The 17,358-nt window shown below is 69.0% G+C and carries 21 protein-coding genes and 1 tRNA gene; 12 read left to right on the forward strand and 10 right to left on the reverse strand.

Annotated features, from left to right (window positions below; translation table 11 throughout):
- Positions 1-5: 5 nt before the first annotated feature.
- A complete protein-coding gene (locus VFR90_RS06725) occupies positions 6-632 on the forward strand; it encodes an L-threonylcarbamoyladenylate synthase (RefSeq protein ID WP_326405332.1) in 627 nt (208 codons plus the stop codon).
- 13 nt (positions 633-645) lie between these two features.
- On the opposite strand, the gene VFR90_RS06730 is transcribed toward VFR90_RS06725, so the two are convergent.
- The 3 genes from VFR90_RS06730 to VFR90_RS06740 are packed head-to-tail and all read right to left on the reverse strand — an operon-like array spanning position 646 to position 2,178.
- Positions 646-996: a RidA family protein gene (locus tag VFR90_RS06730; RefSeq protein WP_326405333.1), complete on the reverse strand. Its 351-nt coding sequence runs from the start codon at positions 994-996 to the stop codon at positions 646-648.
- Positions 993-1,649 carry a glycerol-3-phosphate 1-O-acyltransferase PlsY gene (plsY, locus tag VFR90_RS06735; protein ID WP_414676503.1) on the reverse strand — a complete coding sequence of 219 codons (657 nt, stop codon included), beginning with the start codon at positions 1,647-1,649 and terminating at the stop codon, positions 993-995. Before plsY ends, VFR90_RS06730 begins: the two co-directional genes overlap by 4 nt.
- A gap of 43 nt (positions 1,650-1,692) precedes the next feature.
- A complete protein-coding gene (locus VFR90_RS06740) occupies positions 1,693-2,178 on the reverse strand; it encodes an aminoacyl-tRNA deacylase (protein ID WP_326405335.1) in 486 nt (161 codons plus the stop codon).
- Positions 2,179-2,286: 108 nt separating this feature from the next.
- Here VFR90_RS06740 and VFR90_RS06745 point away from each other — a divergent pair, with 108 nt between their 5' ends.
- Genes VFR90_RS06745 through VFR90_RS06755 form a run of 3 tightly spaced genes read left to right on the forward strand, consistent with a single transcriptional unit; the run spans position 2,287 to position 3,368 of the window.
- Positions 2,287-2,850, forward strand: coding sequence for a DUF2975 domain-containing protein (locus VFR90_RS06745; RefSeq protein WP_326405336.1), 564 nt, complete (start codon positions 2,287-2,289; stop codon positions 2,848-2,850).
- 16 nt (positions 2,851-2,866) lie between these two features.
- Complete coding sequence (locus VFR90_RS06750) at positions 2,867-3,124, forward strand: helix-turn-helix domain-containing protein (RefSeq protein ID WP_326405337.1); 258 nt, start codon at positions 2,867-2,869, stop codon at positions 3,122-3,124.
- The gene (locus tag VFR90_RS06755) at positions 3,108-3,368 is read left to right on the forward strand and encodes a hypothetical protein (RefSeq protein WP_326405338.1); all 261 of its coding nucleotides are present in this window, start codon (positions 3,108-3,110) and stop codon (positions 3,366-3,368) included. The genes VFR90_RS06750 and VFR90_RS06755 overlap by 17 nt, the downstream gene beginning before the upstream one ends.
- Positions 3,369-3,380: 12 nt before the next feature.
- On the opposite strand, the gene VFR90_RS06760 is transcribed toward VFR90_RS06755, so the two are convergent.
- Positions 3,381-5,213, reverse strand: coding sequence for an acetate--CoA ligase (locus tag VFR90_RS06760; RefSeq protein ID WP_326405339.1), 1,833 nt, complete (start codon positions 5,211-5,213; stop codon positions 3,381-3,383).
- A 92-nt stretch (positions 5,214-5,305) separates the two neighbouring features.
- Here VFR90_RS06760 and VFR90_RS06765 point away from each other — a divergent pair, with 92 nt between their 5' ends.
- The 7 genes from VFR90_RS06765 to VFR90_RS06795 all read left to right on the forward strand — a co-directional run bounded on the left by VFR90_RS06765 (position 5,306) and on the right by VFR90_RS06795 (position 13,278).
- Positions 5,306-6,070: a 2OG-Fe dioxygenase family protein gene (locus VFR90_RS06765; protein WP_326405340.1), complete on the forward strand. Its 765-nt coding sequence runs from the start codon at positions 5,306-5,308 to the stop codon at positions 6,068-6,070.
- The gene (locus VFR90_RS06770; RefSeq protein ID WP_326405341.1) at positions 6,070-6,996 is read left to right on the forward strand and encodes an alpha/beta fold hydrolase; all 927 of its coding nucleotides are present in this window, start codon (positions 6,070-6,072) and stop codon (positions 6,994-6,996) included. The genes VFR90_RS06765 and VFR90_RS06770 overlap by 1 nt, the downstream gene beginning before the upstream one ends.
- Positions 6,997-7,081: 85 nt before the next feature.
- Positions 7,082-8,186, forward strand: a protein-coding gene (prfB, locus tag VFR90_RS06775) for a peptide chain release factor 2 (RefSeq protein WP_326405342.1) whose coding sequence is annotated in 2 segments (ribosomal slippage) — positions 7,082-7,162 and positions 7,164-8,186 — 1,104 coding nt in all. Because the reading frame shifts where the segments join, the coding sequence is not laid out codon by codon here.
- A 28-nt stretch (positions 8,187-8,214) separates the two neighbouring features.
- On the forward strand, positions 8,215-10,917 hold the full coding sequence (pepN, locus tag VFR90_RS06780) for an aminopeptidase N (RefSeq protein ID WP_326405383.1): 2,703 nt from the start codon (positions 8,215-8,217) through the stop codon (positions 10,915-10,917).
- 18 nt (positions 10,918-10,935) lie between these two features.
- Entirely contained in the window at positions 10,936-11,955 is a 1,020-nt protein-coding gene (locus VFR90_RS06785; protein ID WP_326405343.1) for a class 1 fructose-bisphosphatase, read from the forward strand.
- 52 nt (positions 11,956-12,007) lie between these two features.
- Positions 12,008-12,083, forward strand: a tRNA-Thr gene (locus VFR90_RS06790).
- A gap of 112 nt (positions 12,084-12,195) precedes the next feature.
- Positions 12,196-13,278 carry a tyrosine-type recombinase/integrase gene (locus tag VFR90_RS06795; protein ID WP_326405344.1) on the forward strand — a complete coding sequence of 361 codons (1,083 nt, stop codon included), beginning with the start codon at positions 12,196-12,198 and terminating at the stop codon, positions 13,276-13,278.
- Positions 13,279-13,332: 54 nt separating this feature from the next.
- Here the strand turns inward: VFR90_RS06795 and VFR90_RS06800 are convergent, their stop codons facing one another.
- The 4 genes from VFR90_RS06800 to VFR90_RS06815 form a co-directional block, all read right to left on the reverse strand.
- Positions 13,333-13,479 carry a hypothetical protein gene (locus VFR90_RS06800; RefSeq protein WP_326405345.1) on the reverse strand — a complete coding sequence of 49 codons (147 nt, stop codon included), beginning with the start codon at positions 13,477-13,479 and terminating at the stop codon, positions 13,333-13,335.
- A gap of 133 nt (positions 13,480-13,612) precedes the next feature.
- Positions 13,613-14,659: an AcrVA2 family anti-CRISPR protein gene (locus VFR90_RS06805; protein WP_326405346.1), complete on the reverse strand. Its 1,047-nt coding sequence runs from the start codon at positions 14,657-14,659 to the stop codon at positions 13,613-13,615.
- Positions 14,660-14,668: 9 nt separating this feature from the next.
- Complete coding sequence (gene mazF / locus VFR90_RS06810; RefSeq protein WP_326405347.1) at positions 14,669-15,004, reverse strand: endoribonuclease MazF; 336 nt, start codon at positions 15,002-15,004, stop codon at positions 14,669-14,671.
- A 17-nt stretch (positions 15,005-15,021) separates the two neighbouring features.
- On the reverse strand, positions 15,022-15,261 hold the full coding sequence (locus VFR90_RS06815; protein ID WP_326405348.1) for an AbrB/MazE/SpoVT family DNA-binding domain-containing protein: 240 nt from the start codon (positions 15,259-15,261) through the stop codon (positions 15,022-15,024).
- 336 nt (positions 15,262-15,597) lie between these two features.
- On the opposite strand from VFR90_RS06815, the gene VFR90_RS06820 reads away from it, so the two are divergent.
- Positions 15,598-15,891, forward strand: a complete 294-nt coding sequence (locus tag VFR90_RS06820; RefSeq protein ID WP_326405349.1) for a hypothetical protein — start codon at positions 15,598-15,600, stop codon at positions 15,889-15,891.
- Positions 15,892-15,910: 19 nt separating this feature from the next.
- Here VFR90_RS06820 and VFR90_RS06825 read toward each other — a convergent pair whose 3' ends face one another.
- Both VFR90_RS06825 and VFR90_RS06830 read right to left on the reverse strand, forming a co-directional pair.
- A complete protein-coding gene (locus tag VFR90_RS06825; RefSeq protein ID WP_326405350.1) occupies positions 15,911-16,300 on the reverse strand; it encodes a hypothetical protein in 390 nt (129 codons plus the stop codon).
- A gap of 13 nt (positions 16,301-16,313) precedes the next feature.
- On the reverse strand, positions 16,314-17,357 hold the full coding sequence (locus VFR90_RS06830; protein WP_326405351.1) for a TrbL/VirB6 family protein: 1,044 nt from the start codon (positions 17,355-17,357) through the stop codon (positions 16,314-16,316).
- Between the last annotated feature and the right edge of the window lies 1 nt (position 17,358).

The raw sequence follows: 17,358 nt of genomic DNA on the forward strand, positions 1-17,358 counted from the left end.
ACGAGATGGCGCAGTACTTCGAAGTCCATCCGCAGGACCCGCAGCCGCGTCTGCTGAAGCAGGCCGCGCAGATCCTGCATGCCGGCGGGCTCGCCGCGATACCGACCGACTCGAGCTACGCGCTCGTCTGCCACCTCGACGACAAGGCCGCCGCGGAGGCCTTGCGCCGCGTGCGCGGCGTCGACGACAAGCACCACCTGACGCTGTTGTGCCGCGACCTGAGCGAGCTCGCCGCCTATGCGCGCGTGGACAACCGCCAGTACCGGCTGCTGAAGCTGGCGACGCCGGGGCCCTTCACCTTCATCCTGGAGGCGACGAAGGAGGTGCCGCGGCGCGTCTCGCATCCGCAGCGCCGCACGATCGGCCTGCGCGTGCCCGACCACGCGGCGACGCAGGCGCTGCTGGGCGTCCTCGGCCAGCCGCTGCTCGCGACCACGCTGATCCCACCCGGCGAAGCCGAGCCGCTGAACGACCCGCACGAGATCCGGGAGCGCTTCGAGAAGCAGATCCAGGCGGTCGTCGACGCCGGCGCCTGCCCGATGCAGTCGACGACGGTGATCGACATGAGCGGCGACGAGCCGGCGGTGGTTCGGCGCGGCCGCGGCGATCCGGCAGCGCTGGGGCTCGCCTGAGCGCGCCGCCGGCTCAGTGCAAGGCCGCCGTCACCACCATCTCGACCTTCCATTCCGGCCTGGCCAGCTTCGCCTGGACCGTGGCCCGCGGCGGCGCGCAGCCGGCCGGGACCCAGGCCTCGTAGACCTCGTTCATCACCGGGAAGTCGGCGAGATCGGCGAGGAAGATCTGCACCATCAGCAGCTTGCGCTTGTCGCTGCCGGCGCGCGCGAGCAGGGCGTCGATCGCGGCCAGCACCTGGGTGGTCTGGCCGCGGATGTCCTGCGTGCCGTCGGCCGCGATCTGGCCGGCGAGGTAGACGGTGCCGTGGTGCACCGCCATCTCGGACAGGCGCGCGCAGACGTCGAAGCGTTGGATGTTCATCGGGTGGGTCTCCTTGTTGGCGCCGCGGCGGCAGCGGACTTCTGGCCGAGCTTGTTCTCGCTGCCGTCGAGCAGTTTGCGGATGTTCGGCCCGTGCTTCCACACGAGCAGCAGGCTCATCGCGACGATCGCCGGCACCAGCGGACCCATTCCCCAGATCAGCAGCTGGTAGAACGGCGCGAAGGCAGCGGCGACGATCGACGCGAGCGAGACGTAGCGGAAGAACGCGACGATCAGCGCGAAGCTCGCGAGCGTCGCCAGGCCGAGCAGCGGGTTCAGCGCGAGCAGCGCGCCGGCCGCGGTGGCGACGCCCTTGCCGCCCTTGAAGCCGAAGAACACCGGCCAGAGGTGGCCGGCGAAGGCCGCCAGCGCGACGGTGGCCTCGGCCGCCTGGGTGTCGGCGCCGAGCCCGAGGCGCGTGCCGAATGCGCGCACCAGCAGCACCGGCAGCGCGCCCTTGAACGCATCGAGCAGCAGCGTCGCGATCGCCGCCGGCTTGCTGCCCGATCGCAGCACGTTGGTCGCGCCGGGGTTCTTGCTGCCGTAGCTGCGCGGGTCGGCCAGCCCGAAGGCGCGGCTGACGATCACCGCGAACGACAACGAGCCGAGCAGGTAAGCCAGCAGCACCGCGACGGCGAGTGCGAGCGGGTTCAGTGGCGAGGCGGCGGCATCCATCGCGGTGATTCTGCCGTCGCAATCAGGTGGAGCAGCGTACCGGCCGGGCACCCAGGCGCTCGAGCACCGGCCGCGGCGCGAGGCCGACCAGGTAGCCGCGCCGCCCGCCGTTGATGAAGATGCGCTCGAGCGCGAGCACGCTCGCCTCGACATAGACCGGCATCGGCTTCTTCGTGCCGAACGGCGAGGTGCCGCCCACCGGGTAGCCGCTGTGCCGCTGCGCCACTTCCGGCGCACAGGGCTCGACCTTCTTGCAGCCGATCTCGCGCGCCAGGGCCTTGAGGCTCACCTGCCGGTCACCGTGCATCAGCACGACGAGCGGCTTCGCATGCTCGTCCTGCATCACCAGCGTCTTGACGACCGCGTGTTCGTCGACGCCGAGCTGCTTCGCCGATTCGGCGGTGCCGCCGCGCTCGACGTAGTCGTACAGGTGCTCGCTGTGCACGAAGCCCTCGCGCTCGAGCCAGGCGGTTGCGGGTGTCTGGGAGGCGTGGTCCTTGCGAGGCATCACGAAAGTCTGCCGCAGCGCGAATTGCTGTTTGACGTTAAGTTTTTTGCCCGGAGCGGCGAAATTCTGCGAGCATCGCGCTCACCCCGCCATTCGATGGAGCGCCGCATGCCGCGACCGATGAACCGCCTCGCCGACACGCCGCGTGAGCGCCTGCGGCGCCTTTCGCGCGCCATGCGCGTGCTCGTCGGCATCGGTGCGCTGGCGCTCGCCTGCATGCCGCTGTGGATCGTCGGGCAGGAGCCGCAGCAGGTGCTCGCCTGGCTGCACGGCGTGAGGCCGGGCAACGGGCCGTTCACGCCGCCGCTGCCGATGCACTGGATCGCAGCGATCGCTTCGCTGCCGGGCGTGCTGCTCGGGCTCTACGGGCTGTGGCAGCTCTGGCAACTGTTCGCCGCCTACGGCCGCGGCGTGGTCTTCGGCAGCGAGCCGACTCGGCGACTTCGCCGCCTCGGTGCGACGCTCGTCGCCTCGGCCTTCCTGCAGCCGCTGGTGCAGACCATCGTGGTGCTGGTGCTGACCGCGAACAACCCGCCGGGGCAACGCCGGCTCGTGCTGGGCTTCAGCTCGAACGGCTACGCGCTGCTGCTGGCCGGCGGGCTGCTGTGGGCCATCGCCTGGGCGATGGCCGAGGGCGCCCGGCTGCAGCGCGAGAACGAGGGCTTCGTCTGAACGCGAGGCCCGTGCCGTGCCGATCATCGTGAGGCTCGACGTGATGCTCGCGCGCCGCAAGATGCGATCGCGCGAGCTGGCCGAGCGCATCGGCATCACCGAGCAGAACCTGTCGCTGCTGAAGTCCGGCAAGGTGCGCGGCGTGCGCTTCGACACGCTGGCGCGCATCTGCCGCGAACTGCGATGCACGCCCGGCGAACTGCTCGACTACGAGGCCGGCGACGACGCGCCACCCGCTTCCACCCAAGGAGACCCCGATGCATCGCCTGACTGAAACCGCCGCGCTGGCCGCGGCCCTCGCGCTCGCCTGCACCGCCTGCGCCGGCATCCCCTGGGAACGTGGCTTCTACGAGGGCCTGCGCCAGGGCAACGACCAGGCGGCCCGCCGCAGCGGCGCTGCGGCGGTGCCGCAGACCACGCCGCTGCCAGCCTACGACCGCTACGAGCGCGAGCGCCAGCGGCTGCGCAGCGCCGAGGCGTCATCGCCCGACGCGGCGGCATCGGCGGTACAGCGGTGAGGGCTGCGCGCCTCAGCCGCTGCGCGCCCGCGCCCTTGCTTCTTCCTGAAGCCGCAGCAGCCGCCGCTGCACCTTGCCGGTGGTCGTCATCGGCAGCGCGTCGATGAATTCGATCTCCTTCGGGTACTCGTAGGGCGCGAGCCGCGTTCGCACGTGCTGCTGCAGTTCGGCGGCGAGCGCGTCGCTGCCTTCGACGCCGGCCGCGAGCACCACGTAGGCCTTGACCACCGCGCCGCGCTCGGCGTCGGGCTTCGGCACGACGGCCGCGTTCGCGACCGCAGCGTGCTTGACGAGGCAGTTCTCGACCTCGCTCGGGCCGATCCGGTAGCCGGCGACCTTGAACACGTCGTCACTGCGGCCCTGGTACCAGAGGTAGCCGTCGGCATCCATCACGGCGGTGTCGCCGGTGCGGCACCAGGAATCGGCCGGGTCGCCGGTGAACTTGGCGCGGGTCGCGGCTTCGTTGCGCCAGTAGCCGAGGAAGAAGATCGGGTCCGGCTCGCCGTGCACGTCGCGCCGGTGCACCGCCACGTCGCCCGGCGTGCCGCGCGGGCACTCGCGGCCCGCGTCGTCGATCACCGCCACGCGGTGGCCCGGGTAGGCGCGGCCCATGCTGCCGGGGCGCGCCGGCCAGCCGGGATGGGCGCGGCCCCGGGCATCGCGCCACGCGCCGCAGTTGCCGACCACGTAGTTGATCTCGGTCTGGCCGAACATCTCGTTGACCGTGAGCCCGAGCGCGTCGCGGCACCAGGCGAACACCGCGTCGCCGACGGCCTCGCCGGCGCTCATCACCGCACGCAGGTGCAGCACGTGGCGCTCGCGTGGGCGCGGCACGGCCTTCATCATCGCCTTCAGCGCGGTGGGGAACAGGAAGCTGTGCGTGACGCGATGGCGCTCCATCAGCGCGAACGCCCGCACCGGATCGAAGCGGCCGGCGCTGCCGACGAGGGTGCGGCCGAAGTAGAGCGTGGGCAGCAAGGCATCCATCAGGCCGCCCGTCCATGCCCAGTCCGCCGGGGACCAGAACACCTCCGGCTTCTGCTCGCCGGCGGCAGGGCCGCGCCCCGCCTCGATGCCGCCGGACCCCTGCTTTCGCCGCCCCGGGGCGGGGCGCCTGCTCGACGCAGCGTCGATCGAGGCATCGAACCAGTTCTGGCTGCAGACGAAGCCGGTGAGGTTGCCGACGAGCGCGCGCTGGGGAATCAGGGCGCCCTTCGGCGCTCCGGTGGTGCCGCTGGTGTAGATGATCAGCGCCGGATCGTCGGCCCCGGTGGCGAGCGCGGCGTAGCAGGCCGACTCGCGGGCCAGCGCCTCGGCCCAGTCGTGCTCGTCGGCGGCGAGCGGCTGCGCTGCATCGACGACGACCAGCCGTTCGAGCTGCGGGCAGCCGGCGCGGACGCCGCGCACCGCGTCGAGCGCCGCGCCATCGACGATCGCCGCGCGCGCGCCGCTGTCGGCGAGGCGCGATCGCAGCGCCTCGGGGCCGAACAGCATCGACAGCGGCACCGCGACCGCGCCGAGCTGCTGGATCGCGATGTGCGCGACCGCCGTCTCCGGCCGCTGCGGCAGCACGAGCGCGATGCGCTCGCCGCGCGCGAGCCCGAGCCGCTCGAGCGCATGCGAAAGCCGGTCGGCCCGCTGCTGCAGCTCGCGGTAGCTCAGGCGGGTGACGGCGCCGTCGGTTGCCTCGAAGATCAAGGCCGTGCGGTCCCGCGTGGCCGCATCGCGCGCCCAGCGGTTGCAGCACAGCTCGGCCCAGTTCAGGTGCCGCGGCACCCGCCAGCGGAAGGACGCATGCAGGTGCGCATGGAAATCCGGCGCGTGGAAGTCGGGCTCGTCGCTCATGCTCGGTTCCGGAAGCGTCGGTCTACAGCCGGCTGCGCGACGCATGCTAGGCTGCCTCGAGACCCTTCCGCGCCCGCGTTTTCTCTCTGGCCATGCACGTCGACATCGAACTCCCGCTGGGTCGCGCGACCGCGCTGCAGCGGCTGCGCGCTCAAGGCTTCTGCGTGCTGACGCCGAGCGCGATCGAAAGCCTCACCGGCCTGGACATCGACGACTTCGAGCCGATGCGCGCCTACTGGGACGGCCTGCCCCCCGATGCGCATCTGAAGGACGGCGGCGCCTACCGCTTTCGCCGCCACGGCTGTTTCGTGCAGACGCTGGAGCCGCAGGCGCTGCAGGCCGTGCCGCACCGCGCGCACTGGCAGCCCACCACCTACAACGCGCTGCACGGCGGCATGGAGCGCTGGTTCGAGCCGCTGCCGCCGGGGCTGGTCCGCACCGCGCCGTGGCGTGCGCTGATCCTGGAGTTCGGCGAGCTGTTCGCGCGGCTGCGTGCGCCCGAGGGCGGGCGCTGGTACGTCGAGGCCCACCCGTTTCGCATCGACACCGCGCAGGGCGTCGGCCGGCCGACGCCGGAGGGCGCGCACCGCGACGGCGTCGATTTCGTGGCGGTCGTCTTCGTCGGCCGCCACGGCGTGCGCGGCGGCGAGAGCCGCGTGTTCGAGGCCGACGGCCCGCTGGGCGTGCGCTTCACGCTCGAGCAGCCGTGGACGACCCTGCTGCTCGACGACGAGCGCGTGATCCACGAGAGCACGCCGATCCAGCCGGCCGACCCCGAAGCACCCGGCCAGCGCGGCACGCGCGACACGCTGGTGCTGACCTACCGCGCGGGCGGCTTCCAGGCGCCGCCGGCGTGATGGCTGCGTCGGGCGCCCCGATCGGACGCCGCGCCGCGCGCTCGAAGTTCTTCGAGCTGCGCGGACTGCGCCTGCACGTGCACGAATGGGGCGACGCCCGCCACGCGACGCCCGCGCGACCGACGCTCGTGATGGCGCACGGCTGGATGGACGTCGGCGCCTCGTTCCAGTTCGTCGTCGATGCGTTAGCGGCCGATCGCCACGTGATCGCGCCCGACTGGCGCGGCTTCGGCGGCTCGATCGCGCCCGCCGGCACCGACGCCTACTGGTTCCCCGACTACCTCGGCGACCTCGACGCGCTGCTCGATGCCGTCAGCCCCGACGCCCCGGTCGACCTGCTCGGCCACAGCATGGGCGGCAACGTCGCGATGGGCTACGCCGGCGTGCGCCCGCGGCGCGTGCGCCGGCTCGTCAACCTCGAAGGCTTCGGCCTGCCCGCAAGCACGCCGCAGGCCGCGCCGAAACGCATCGCGCAGTGGCTCGACGAACTGAAGACGCCGCAGCGGCTGCGCGACTACGCGAGCCTCGACGAAGTGGCCGAACGTCTGCGCAAGAACAACCCGCGGCTTTCGCCCGAGCGCGCGGCCTGGCTCGCGCCGCACTGGTCGCGGCTCGACGAAGCCAGCGGCCGCTGGGTGATCCAGGGCGATCCGGCGCACAAGCGCACGAACCCGGTGCTCTACCGGGTCGAGGAAGCGCTGGCCTGCTGGCAGCGCATCGAGGCGCCGGTGCTGTGGGCCGAAGGCGCGCAGACCGACGTCGCGAAGTTCTGGGGCAGCCGCTATCCGCGCGAGGAATTCGAGGCGCGCATCGCGGTCGTGCCGCGTCTTGCGCGCGTCGTGCTCGACGACTGCGCGCACATGCTCCATCACGACCAGCCCGAACGGCTGGCGGCGCATCTCGAAGCCTTTCTCGACCGGGACTGAGCGCGCGCAGCGCACGGTGAGAAAATCCGCGGCTTCGCGACGCGCGCTCTGCGTCGCTCGCGCCACCGCCTTCGAAGGACACCCCATGGACACCGAACAGATCAACGCCCTCGGCTCGACGCTCACCGACCTGCGCGCCAGGACGGCCGATCTCCGGAGGTATCTTTGACTTCGACGAGAAGTCGCGCCGCCTGAGCGAGGTCAACGCCGCGCTCGAAGACCCCGCCGTCTGGAACGACCCGAAGAACGCGCAGGCGCTGGGCAAGGAGAAGAAGGCGCTCGAAGCGGTGGTCGAGACGATCACGAGCCTCGATCGCAACCTCGCCGACAACACCGAGCTCTTCGACATGAGCAAGGAAGAAGGCGACCACGACGGCCTCGCCGCGCTGCAGGCCGAGACGCGGGAGCTGACCGCGCAGGTCGAGCAGCTCGAGTTCCGCCGGATGTTCAACAACCCGGCCGACCCGTCGAACTGCTTCGTCGACATCCAGGCCGGCGCCGGCGGCACCGAGGCCTGCGACTGGGCGCAGATGCTGCTGCGCCAGTACCTGAAGTACTGCGAGCGCAAGGGCTTCAAGGCGACGGTCGAGGACGAGACCGAAGGCGACACCGCCGGCATCAAGAGCGCGACGATCAAGGTCGAGGGCGACTACGCCTTCGGCCACCTGCGCACCGAAACCGGCGTGCACCGTCTGGTGCGCAAGAGTCCCTTCGATGCGTCCGGCGGGCGGCACACCAGCTTCGCGTCGCTGTTCGTCTACCCGGAGATCGACGACTCGATCGAGATCGAGATCAACCCGTCCGACGTGCGCACCGACACGTACCGCGCCAGCGGCGCCGGCGGCCAGCACATCAACAAGACCGACTCGGCCGTGCGGCTCACCCACATCCCGACCGGCATCGTCGTGCAGTGCCAGGACGGCCGCAGCCAGCACAGCAACCGCGACGTCGCGTGGAAGCGGCTGCGCTCGCGGCTGTACGACTTCGAGATGCGCAAGCGCCAGGAAGCGCAGCAGAAGCTCGAGGACAGCAAGACCGACGTCGGCTGGGGCCACCAGATCCGCAGCTACGTGCTCGACAACAGCCGCATCAAGGACCTGCGCACCGGCGTCGAGGTCAGCGCGACGCAGAAGGTGCTCGACGGCGATCTCGATGCGTTCATCGAGGCCAGCCTGAAGCAGGGCGTTTGAAGCGAAGAAGCAGGAGAACAGCATGAATCTGCGCGAAGGCACCGCTCCCATCGTCCGCCGCGAGGACTACGCCGAGCCGGCCTACCGGGTGCTGCGGGTCGATCTGACCTTCGACCTCGATCCGGCGAACACCCGCGTCATCAACCGCATGCAGATGGAGCGCAACCCGCGCGTCGCGTCGCAGCCGCTGCGGCTCGACGGCGAGGACCTGAACGTCACCCGCGTGCTGATCGACAACGAGAGCGTCAGCTTCCGGATCGAGAACGGCCAGATGGTCGTCGACAGCGCCGCGCTGCTGCCGGGCGGGCCGTTCACCGTGGAGATCCGCAACACCTGCGCGCCGGAGAAGAACACGCAGCTCTCGGGCCTCTACACCTCGGGCGGCGGTTTCTTCACGCAGTGCGAGGCGCAGGGCTTCCGGCGCATCACCTTCTTCCCCGACCGGCCCGACGTGATGGCCGTCTACACGGTGATGCTGCGTGCCGATGCGAAGAAGTACCCGGTGCTGCTGTCCAACGGCAACCTCATCGAGCAGGGGCCGCTGCCCGACGGCCAGCACTTCGCGATCTGGCACGACCCCTTCCCGAAGCCGAGCTATCTGTTCGCGCTGGTCGCGGGCAAGCTGGTCGCGCGCGAGCAGAAGATCGTCTCGCGCTCCGGCAACGAGCACCTGCTGCAGGTGTGGGTGCGCGCGGGCGATCTCGACAAGACCGAGCACGCGATGAACTCGCTGATCGCGTCGGTCGCCTGGGACGAGGCGCGCTTCGGGCTGCCGCTGGACCTGGAGCGCTTCATGATCGTCGCGGTCAGCGACTTCAACATGGGCGCGATGGAGAACAAGGGCCTGAACCTGTTCAACACCAAGTACGTGCTCGCGAACGCGCAGACGGCGACCGACGTCGATTTCGCCAACATCGAGAGCGTCGTCGGCCACGAGTACTTCCACAACTGGACCGGCAACCGCATCACCTGCCGGGACTGGTTCCAGCTGTCGCTGAAGGAAGGCCTCACCGTCTTTCGCGACCAGGAGTTCTCGATGGACATGGCGGGCAGCGCGTCGGCCCGCGCCGTCAAGCGCATCGACGACGTGCGCATGCTCAGGCAGGTGCAGTTCCCCGAGGACGCCGGCCCGATGGCGCACCCGGTGCGGCCCGACGCCTACCAGGCGATCGACAACTTCTACACCGCGACCGTCTACGAGAAGGGCGCCGAGGTCGTGCGCATGATGCACACGCTCGTCGGCCGCGAGGGCTTCGCGAAGGGCATGAAGCTCTACTTCCACCGCCACGACGGCAAGGCGGTGACCTGCGACGACTTCGCGCAGGCGATCGCCGACGCGAACCCGCGCAGCGCGCTCTTCGCGAAGCTCGACGTCTTCAAGCGCTGGTACGCGCAGGCCGGAACGCCCCGGCTCACCGCGCGCGGCGCCTACGATGCGCAGGCACGCAGCTACACCCTGACGCTCGCGCAGCACGGCCTGCCGACCCCCGGCCAGCCGGACAAGCAGCCGTGGCTGATCCCGGTCGCGATGGCGCTGCTCGGCGCCGACGGCCGCCCGCTGCCGCTGCAGCTGGAGGGCGAGCCGGGTCCGGTCGCCGACGCCAGCACCGGGAGCCGGGCGACCGAGCGCCTGCTGGTGCTCGAGGGGTCGAGCGCGCGCTACGTCTTCGTCGGCCTCGACGAGCAGCCGGTGCCGTCGCTGCTGCGCGGCTTCTCGGCGCCGGTGGTGCTCGATGCCGAGCTGAGCGATGCGCAGCGGCTGACGCTGCTCGCGCACGACAGCGATCCCTTCAACCGCTGGGAGGCCGCGCAGCAGCTGATGCTTGAGCGGCTGGTGCAAGGCCAGCCGCTCGACGCGACGCTGCTCGACGCGCTGCGCCGCCTGCTGCGCGAGCCCGGCCTCGACGCCGCGTTCAAGGAGCTGGTGCTGACGCTGCCGAGCGAGAGCTACGTCGCCGAGCGGATCGGCAAGGACGTCGATCCACAGCGCGTGCACGCCGCTCGCGAGTCGATGAAGCGCCAGCTCGCGAGCGCGCTGCGCGACGACTGGGCCTGGGCCTTCGAAACCCACCAGCCCGCCGGCGGCTACCGGCCCGACGCCCAGGGCAGCGGCCAGCGTGCGCTCGCGAACCTGGCGCTCGCGATGCTGGTGCTCGACGCGACGCTGCAAGGCGACGCGATCTGGCCCGGCCGCGCGTACCAGCGCTTCAAGGACGCCTCGAACATGAGCGACCGCTTCGGCGCGCTCGCGGCATTGGTGCAGGCCGACGCCGAGCTGGCCACGCCGGCGCTCGAACGCTTCCATGCGATGTTCAAGGACGAGCCGCTGGTGATCGACAAGTGGTTCGCGCTGCAGGCCGGCGCGAGCGAGCCGCTCGGCGCGCGCGCGGGCCAGGTGTTCGCGCGCGCGAAGGCGCTGCTCGCGCACCCGGACTTCTCGCTGAAGAACCCCAACCGCGCGCGCAGCGTGCTGGCCACGCTGCTGCTGAGCAACCCGGCTGCGCTCCACCGCACCGACGCGGCCGGCTACCGCTTCTGGGCCGACAAGGTGATCGAGGTGGACGGCTTCAACCCGCAGCTCGCCTCGCGCCTGGCCCGCGCGCTCGACCGTTGGCGCTGCCTGGCCGAGCCCTATCGCTCGGCAGCGCGCGAGGCGATCCAGCGCGTCGCCGAGCGTCCGGCCCTGTCGGACGACACGCACGAGATCGTCACCCGCGCGCTGGCCGACTGACCCTTCTTCGAGACCGCCATGAGCCACCGCATCAGCCTCACCCAGTACCTGATCGAACAGCAGCGCGAGCACGGCCACATCCCGGCGCAGCTGCGACTGTTGATCGAGGTGGTCGCGCGCGCCTGCAAAGGCATCGCGATCAGCGTCAACAAGGGCGCGCTCGGCGGCGTGCTCGGCTCGGCCGGCAGCGAGAACGTGCAGGGCGAGGTGCAGAAGAAGCTCGACATCATCGCCAACGAGGTGCTGATCGAGGCCAACGAATGGGGCGGCGCGCTTGCGGCGATGGCCAGCGAGGAGATGGACTCGATCCACGTCGTGCCCAACCGCTACCCGCAGGGCGAGTACCTGCTGCTGTTCGACCCGCTCGACGGCTCGTCGAACATCGACGTCAACGTCAGCATCGGCACGATCTTCTCGGTGCTGAAGAAGTCGGCCGATCACCCGGGGGTGAGCACCGAGGACTTCCTGCAGCCCGGCCACCAGCAGGCCGCGGCCGGCTACTGCGTCTACGGCCCGCAGACCACGCTGGTGCTGACGCTGGGCCACGGCGTCGCGATGTTCACGCTGGATCGCGAGCAGGGCTCGTGGGTGCAGACCGCCATCGACGTGCGCATCCCCGAGGACACCAAGGAGTTCGCGATCAACATGAGCAACCGGCGCCACTGGGACGCGCCGGTCACCCGCTACATCGACGAATGCCTCGCCGGCAAGGACGGCCCGCGCGGCAAGGACTTCAACATGCGCTGGATCGCGAGCATGGTGGCCGACGTCCACCGCATCCTCTGCCGCGGCGGCATCTTCATGTACCCCTGGGACAAGCGCGAACCCAGGAAGCCCGGCAAGCTGCGCCTGATGTACGAGGCGAACCCGATGGGCTTCATCGTCGAGCAGGCCGGCGGCGCCGCGACCAACGGCCTGGAGCGCATCCTCGACCTCGCGCCGACCGAGCTGCACCAGCGCGTGAGCGTGGTGCTCGGCTCGAAGAACGAGGTCGAGCGGGTCACGGCCTACCACCGCGAATCCCGCACCGGTACTTGACGCTAAACTCCGCCGCCTGCCGCACGGGAGCGCGCGCAGGGTCCACGAAAACGCCGGTGTAGCTCAGTTGGTAGAGCAGCGCATTCGTAATGCGAAGGTCGGGAGTTCGACTCTCTTCACCGGCACCAGTCAACAAGCGGGTTTGCGAGGGATCGCAAGCTGTCAGGCGGCGGTGATCGACGACTTTGGGACAATCCTGGCACATCTTCGGACGTCCTTGGCCTGGTCGGAGATCACTGCATGCCTACCTTCGAAGAACGTCGGGACCGCGCCGGTCAAGTCATCACGCTGCGCGTGAAGATCCGCCGGCGCGGCTTCCCCGAGGTCAGCCGCTCGTTTGACGTCAACGGGTCGTCACAAGCCGCGCTGCGGCAGGCCCGCCGGGTCGCCGAGTCATGGGCCGCCGACATCGAATCCGAGATGCAGCGCGGAGCGTTCGTCTCGCGCGCAGAGTCGGAGCAGACCACGCTCTACGAGTGCCTCGGACGCTACCTGGCCGAAATCACGCCGCACAAGAAGGGGCGCGTGCAGGAGACGAGCCGCATCCGCAACCTGCAGAAGCACCCGCTGGCCAAGAAGTTCATGGCCGGCATCCGCGGCGCCGACCTGGCCGTGTTCCGTGATGATCAGCTGCAGCGAGTCGGGCCGGCATCGGTGCAGCGAGACCTGGCGATCCTCTCGCACGTCTTCAACGTCGCAAGGCGCGAGTGGGGTATGGAGAACCTGTCGAACCCCCTGCAGGTCGTCCGCAAACCGAAGCTACCGAACGGCCGCTCACGCCGCGTGACCGAGGAAGAGATCGACGCGATCGTCGAGGCGAGCGAATCGCCGCACCTCGCGGCGCTCGTGCGCCTGGCGGTCGAGTCGGCAATGCGGCGCGGCGAGCTGATTTCGATCCGCTGGGAGAACGTCAACCTCGACAAGCAGTGGCTGTGGCTGCCCGACACGAAGAACGACACGGGTCGGCATGTGCCGCTTTCGAAGAAGGCGGTACGGCTGCTACGCAAGGTGCGCGATGCGGCCGGCACGGCGCCGAAAGGGTTGGTCTTTCCGATGCAGCCCGACAGCGTCTCGCGCGCGTTCGCGCGAGCCGTGAGCCGCGCTCGGAGCCAGCTCACCGGCGACTTGCTTCGATCGCCGAATGGTCATGCGCCGCTGGCCGATCTGCGCTTCCACGATCTCCGCCACGAAGCTACGAGTCGGCTCTTCGATCGTGGACTGCATCAGCTCGAGGCCGCGGCAGTGACGGGGCACAAGGACGTGCGGATGCTGATGCGTTACACGCACGCGCAGGCCGAACTGCTCGCCAAGAAGCTGGGGTGAGGAGTCGGCCTAGGGCGCTGGTACGCACCGCCGGCGTGGTGATGCACCTAACCTCTATGCGAGGTCGGCCGGCCGAAGAAAGTCGTCGATCCTCGGTGGCTCGTAGTCGATGTCGCCGGTGTCGGGCAACGCTTCCACCGCTTCGAGCAAGGTTCGCGGCACTTCGCTGACAGCTTGGTCGTTGTCTTCAATCGTGGGCATGGCCGTCGCTGTGAGTCAGCTTCAAGTTCTACGCTCGCTCGAGAGGCTGCGCCGCGAGGCGCAGCCTCATTGCTTTGTGCATCGCCGAGCGACCGCGAAGCTCTAGATTGGTTTCGGCCGAAAAGCACCATGGTCACGCTCTACGGGAAGTTGCTGCAGCGCCGATCGCATAGTCCTTCACAACGAAGCCTGCTTCAGACGATGCGCCGACCATCGTGGGGCGTACCCAGATGACCTTGCTTTGCAGGCGCCGCAGATGGCCGCGGCGCAGGTGCATACGCGGGCCTGCATGAGTGCCGCCGGCGCCGGAGTGCTCCGCAGCCTTACCTTCGCCTGTTAGCTGAAGCACTTTGTAGGTAAAGAACGGCTGCTTGCCGCTCGCCAGGCGCTTCTTGTTGAGAGCGGCGGCCGGCTCGATCGTCGCAGTCCCGACGTTCGCGCAGTTGATGACGCTGCATGCTTGGACCAGCATCATCGTCTCATCGCGAGAGTCGAGCATGATCTGCGCGAAGACTTTCTCGAGGTTGCCGCCGAAGCCGGCGAGCATCTGCTCGTAGAACTCCGGCAACAGGTAGAAGGGCTCAGCACGGAACTGCTTGCCGTGTGGCTTCGCCAAGCCGGCCTCGATCGCCGCCGCGTTTGCGATCCGGCTTGCAGGGAGCGACTGCTCCAGTGTCATGGAGCGCACTTCGTTGTCGTACGGGACGAACGAGCCGCCCAAGGCAGCCGTCCATCGCTTGTACTCTGGCCCCCAATAGATCGGCATGACGAAGATGCCGCCCTCGGGAAAGGCTTCGAGGATGTCGTTCAGGCCAGGCAGCAGCTCGTATTCAGGCCGAGCCTCCCAACACAGCGCGATGCGCTTGGTGGCTGGAGTCTGCGGAAAATCGCCGAGGTCCAGCACCCCGTCGTCGCCCTTGTCCCAAGGCGCCTCGAAGGCGACGCAGGGAAACGGCAGGCGCACTAGATCGAGGTGCGCCTGTTTCATGTCGTCGGGGTCGATCAGATCGCAGCAGTTCGGAAGAAGGAACTTCACGCTGTTGCAAAGCATGTCGACCAGACGATCGTGCACATGCGCCGACTTCGGCGCCATCGGTTGCACCCCGCGAGCGAACTCGAGAAGATCCTCGATCGCGTGCGCGCAGTAATTGAGAGGCTGAATCTGTTCGGTAGTCGGCATAGCAGTACGTCAGCGGACAGGCAACAACACCGTGACCTTCGCCACCACATCGGCCAACACATCGTCGGCTGCTTTGCCCACTCGATCGGCGCGGCGAGCTTCCCAGTCGAGGTTGCGCACTTGGTCGGAGAGAACAACACCAGTCACCCCCTTGACTCCGACGAGTTCCACTTCGAAGGGGTAGCCTTTAACCTGGCTGGTCACCGGGCAGCAAAGCATAAGACCGGTCGCGGCGTTGTAGGCCTTGGGCGACAGCACTAGCGATGGCCGCCGGCCGGCCTGCTCGTGGCCCGCCTGAGGGTCGTAGTCGAGCCAAACGACATCTCCCTGCTCGGGCGCAGCCAACCGACGTGACATTCTCGTCACCATGCTTCGCGGCCGACCGGCGCGCCGAAGTCGACAGCGGCGTGACGATTCGCCGTCGTGATGCCTGCGACCAACTCTTCGAGCCGATATTCCCGCGCGGCGGGAACGAGGACGATCTTGCCATCCTCGGCCTTCAGATCGAGCTGGTCGCCCAAGGCGACGTTGAGTTGCTTCATGATCGCGGCCGGCAAGCGGATCGCGCCGCTGTTGCCCCACTTCTGGATTTCAACGTTCATGGGTTGGTCCAAGTAGTCGCAGTCTCTACATTGTAGAGCCGTGGCCGGTGAAAATCAAACGATGGGGACGCATCGAGACACGCGAAAGGATGTACTCGCAGTTCCCCGCCTAGGGTCGAACTCCCTGACCCGTCACCCAAACATCCCGAAAGGCGCTTCGACCCGTCACCCGATCAACCCGAATCCGCCGGCGGCAACTTGGCGTCTTCTTGCAGTGACCCGTCACCCAAACAACCTGGCTTGCCGCCGGGCGGCCATCGGTCCGCGCACAGCGAGCCGGGAATCCTTCAGCCAAGTCTCGGCAAGCTTGCGCAGAAGGCTCTACGATTAGCCGCTATGACGATCGAACGCTCACCGTCCGAGCCCAGCTTGCTCTCGTCGACCTTCGGCGTCTCCGACGCATTGCGTAGCAAGGTTTCAAACGAGAATCTATTGCCAGCGGCGACCGAAGGCGAGCGCTTGCCGCCCATCTTCGGTCAGTCGCACAAGTTGCTGGCCGAGGTTGCATCGAAGGCCGCTTTCGACGCTGATGCGGCGCATGTGCGTGCGGGACGGCTGCCGCCATCGCCGGCTCCAAGTGTCCACGGCAACGACAAGCCCAGCTCGCCCGGCGCTGATCTTCTTCCGTAGCAGCCGCGGGAGCCGCGGTCTATCGTCGACGACTGTTGCGCTCGCCAAAGCACCTGGTGATCTCGTCTTCGAAGGTCGGTATCACCATGGCGGTGATCACCGCGACGCTCAGCGACAAGGTCAGGTACCGCGTGCCGAAGCCGATGAGCATCGACACCAGCGATACGAAGCCTGCGACGATGAGTACCGCATACGGCTGGTCGCTTAGGAATCGCCAGGCTGACCGGCCCGCTGAGACGGGCAGGTTCCGCCAGCCGCCCCACTTGGCGAACTGCGCGCAGCCGCGAGCACGCGTCGCCGGCCGCAGCCACATGCAGATGACGGCGCCGACGCTGACGAGCCAGACGATCGGCATCGAAGGGACCGCCGCCACCATCGCGGTGACGCTCATGCGCTTGCTCGCTTCCATCAAAGACTCCTGTTCACCGCCGGTGTGGCGGCGGCATCGCGCGATCTCTCGGCACCAAGGTGCCGCCCTCGGCCCTGGCGCTGCCGCCGAGCAGCCGGCGCACGCCGCTGCCGATGAGGTTGCCGCCGCTGCGACGCAGCGAATCCCATCGGCTGGTCGGCTCGCCCCGCAGCCCGTCCATCACGCCACGCATGCCTTGGTAGCCGGTGCTCCGCGCGGCTCCGAGGCCCCAGCTCACGCCGCGGCTGACGGCCGAGTACGTGCTCAACGCGACGCCGGCGGCGAGCCCCGCCGCCATGCTCGGGACCTGCTTGACGAGCAACGCAACCAACACGCACACGACGCACAAGCGCGCCGCCTCGGCGATCGTCACGGCCGCGCCGGATGCCACGGCTTCGGCCGCATGTGCCCGCACGACACCGAGCAGCATCGCCGCGATCAGCGCGATCAACACGGTGATCAGCGCGTAGTTCGTGAGCAGCCCCATCCACTGCTCGAAGAAGCGCTTCGTCGAGTCGAAGAGCAGCATGACGATGAACAGCGGCCCCAGCGCCAGCAGGATCGCGACCGCGATCTGCGAGATCGCAAGCAGCGCCGCCACCGCGACGCACAGCAGGCCCACCAGCACGTAGACAGCCGCCGCTGCCAGCAAGAAGCTGACGTCGGTCAAGCCGCCCTGCGCGGTGAGCGCCTGCGCGACCTTGTTGCCGTCGCTCCAGATGCGATCGACGAGCGCGACCGGGCTGGAAGCCCCAAGGATGGCCGCCGCGAGCTGCGATGGCCCGTTGGCGAACGTGTCGACGACGACCGCGTTGTAGAGCCACAAGCGCAGCGCGATGCCGAAGATCAGCACCAGTACGAGCATGCGCTTGACGCCCTCCCACATCGGCTCCTGCACCCGTCCGCTGAGCTGGAGAAAGCCCCACATCATCACGTAGCACGTGCCCAGCGTGAATGCAGCCGGCTCGATCGCGGCAGCCACCACGGCGGCGTTGGTGCCGACGTACGCAGCGAGCTGGCCCTGCAGCCAGGTGAAGAACTGAGCGAAGAAGCCCATG

The organism is Methylibium sp., assembly GCF_035762065.1.
Taxonomy (GTDB): domain Bacteria; phylum Pseudomonadota; class Gammaproteobacteria; order Burkholderiales; family Burkholderiaceae_C; genus Methylibium.

Coding starts and splice junctions, on each gene's coding strand:
- VFR90_RS06830 (WP_326405351.1), bottom strand. CDS start 17,357: ATGGGCTTCTTCGCTCAGTTCTTCACCTGGCTGCAGGGCCAGCTCGCT.
- VFR90_RS06800 (WP_326405345.1), bottom strand. CDS start 13,479: ATGCCCACGATTGAAGACAACGACCAAGCTGTCAGCGAAGTGCCGCGA.
- VFR90_RS06770 (WP_326405341.1), top strand. CDS start 6,070: ATGGCTGCGTCGGGCGCCCCGATCGGACGCCGCGCCGCGCGCTCGAAG.
- VFR90_RS06765 (WP_326405340.1), top strand. CDS start 5,306: ATGCACGTCGACATCGAACTCCCGCTGGGTCGCGCGACCGCGCTGCAG.
- VFR90_RS06745 (WP_326405336.1), top strand. CDS start 2,287: ATGCCGCGACCGATGAACCGCCTCGCCGACACGCCGCGTGAGCGCCTG.
- VFR90_RS06795 (WP_326405344.1), top strand. CDS start 12,196: ATGCCTACCTTCGAAGAACGTCGGGACCGCGCCGGTCAAGTCATCACG.
- VFR90_RS06725 (WP_326405332.1), top strand. CDS start 6: ATGGCGCAGTACTTCGAAGTCCATCCGCAGGACCCGCAGCCGCGTCTG.
- VFR90_RS06760 (WP_326405339.1), bottom strand. CDS start 5,213: ATGAGCGACGAGCCCGACTTCCACGCGCCGGATTTCCATGCGCACCTG.
- VFR90_RS06785 (WP_326405343.1), top strand. CDS start 10,936: ATGAGCCACCGCATCAGCCTCACCCAGTACCTGATCGAACAGCAGCGC.
- VFR90_RS06815 (WP_326405348.1), bottom strand. CDS start 15,261: ATGAACGTTGAAATCCAGAAGTGGGGCAACAGCGGCGCGATCCGCTTG.
- VFR90_RS06820 (WP_326405349.1), top strand. CDS start 15,598: ATGACGATCGAACGCTCACCGTCCGAGCCCAGCTTGCTCTCGTCGACC.
- VFR90_RS06755 (WP_326405338.1), top strand. CDS start 3,108: ATGCATCGCCTGACTGAAACCGCCGCGCTGGCCGCGGCCCTCGCGCTC.
- VFR90_RS06805 (WP_326405346.1), bottom strand. CDS start 14,659: ATGCCGACTACCGAACAGATTCAGCCTCTCAATTACTGCGCGCACGCG.
- VFR90_RS06825 (WP_326405350.1), bottom strand. CDS start 16,300: ATGGAAGCGAGCAAGCGCATGAGCGTCACCGCGATGGTGGCGGCGGTC.
- VFR90_RS06730 (WP_326405333.1), bottom strand. CDS start 996: ATGAACATCCAACGCTTCGACGTCTGCGCGCGCCTGTCCGAGATGGCG.
- VFR90_RS06740 (WP_326405335.1), bottom strand. CDS start 2,178: ATGCCTCGCAAGGACCACGCCTCCCAGACACCCGCAACCGCCTGGCTC.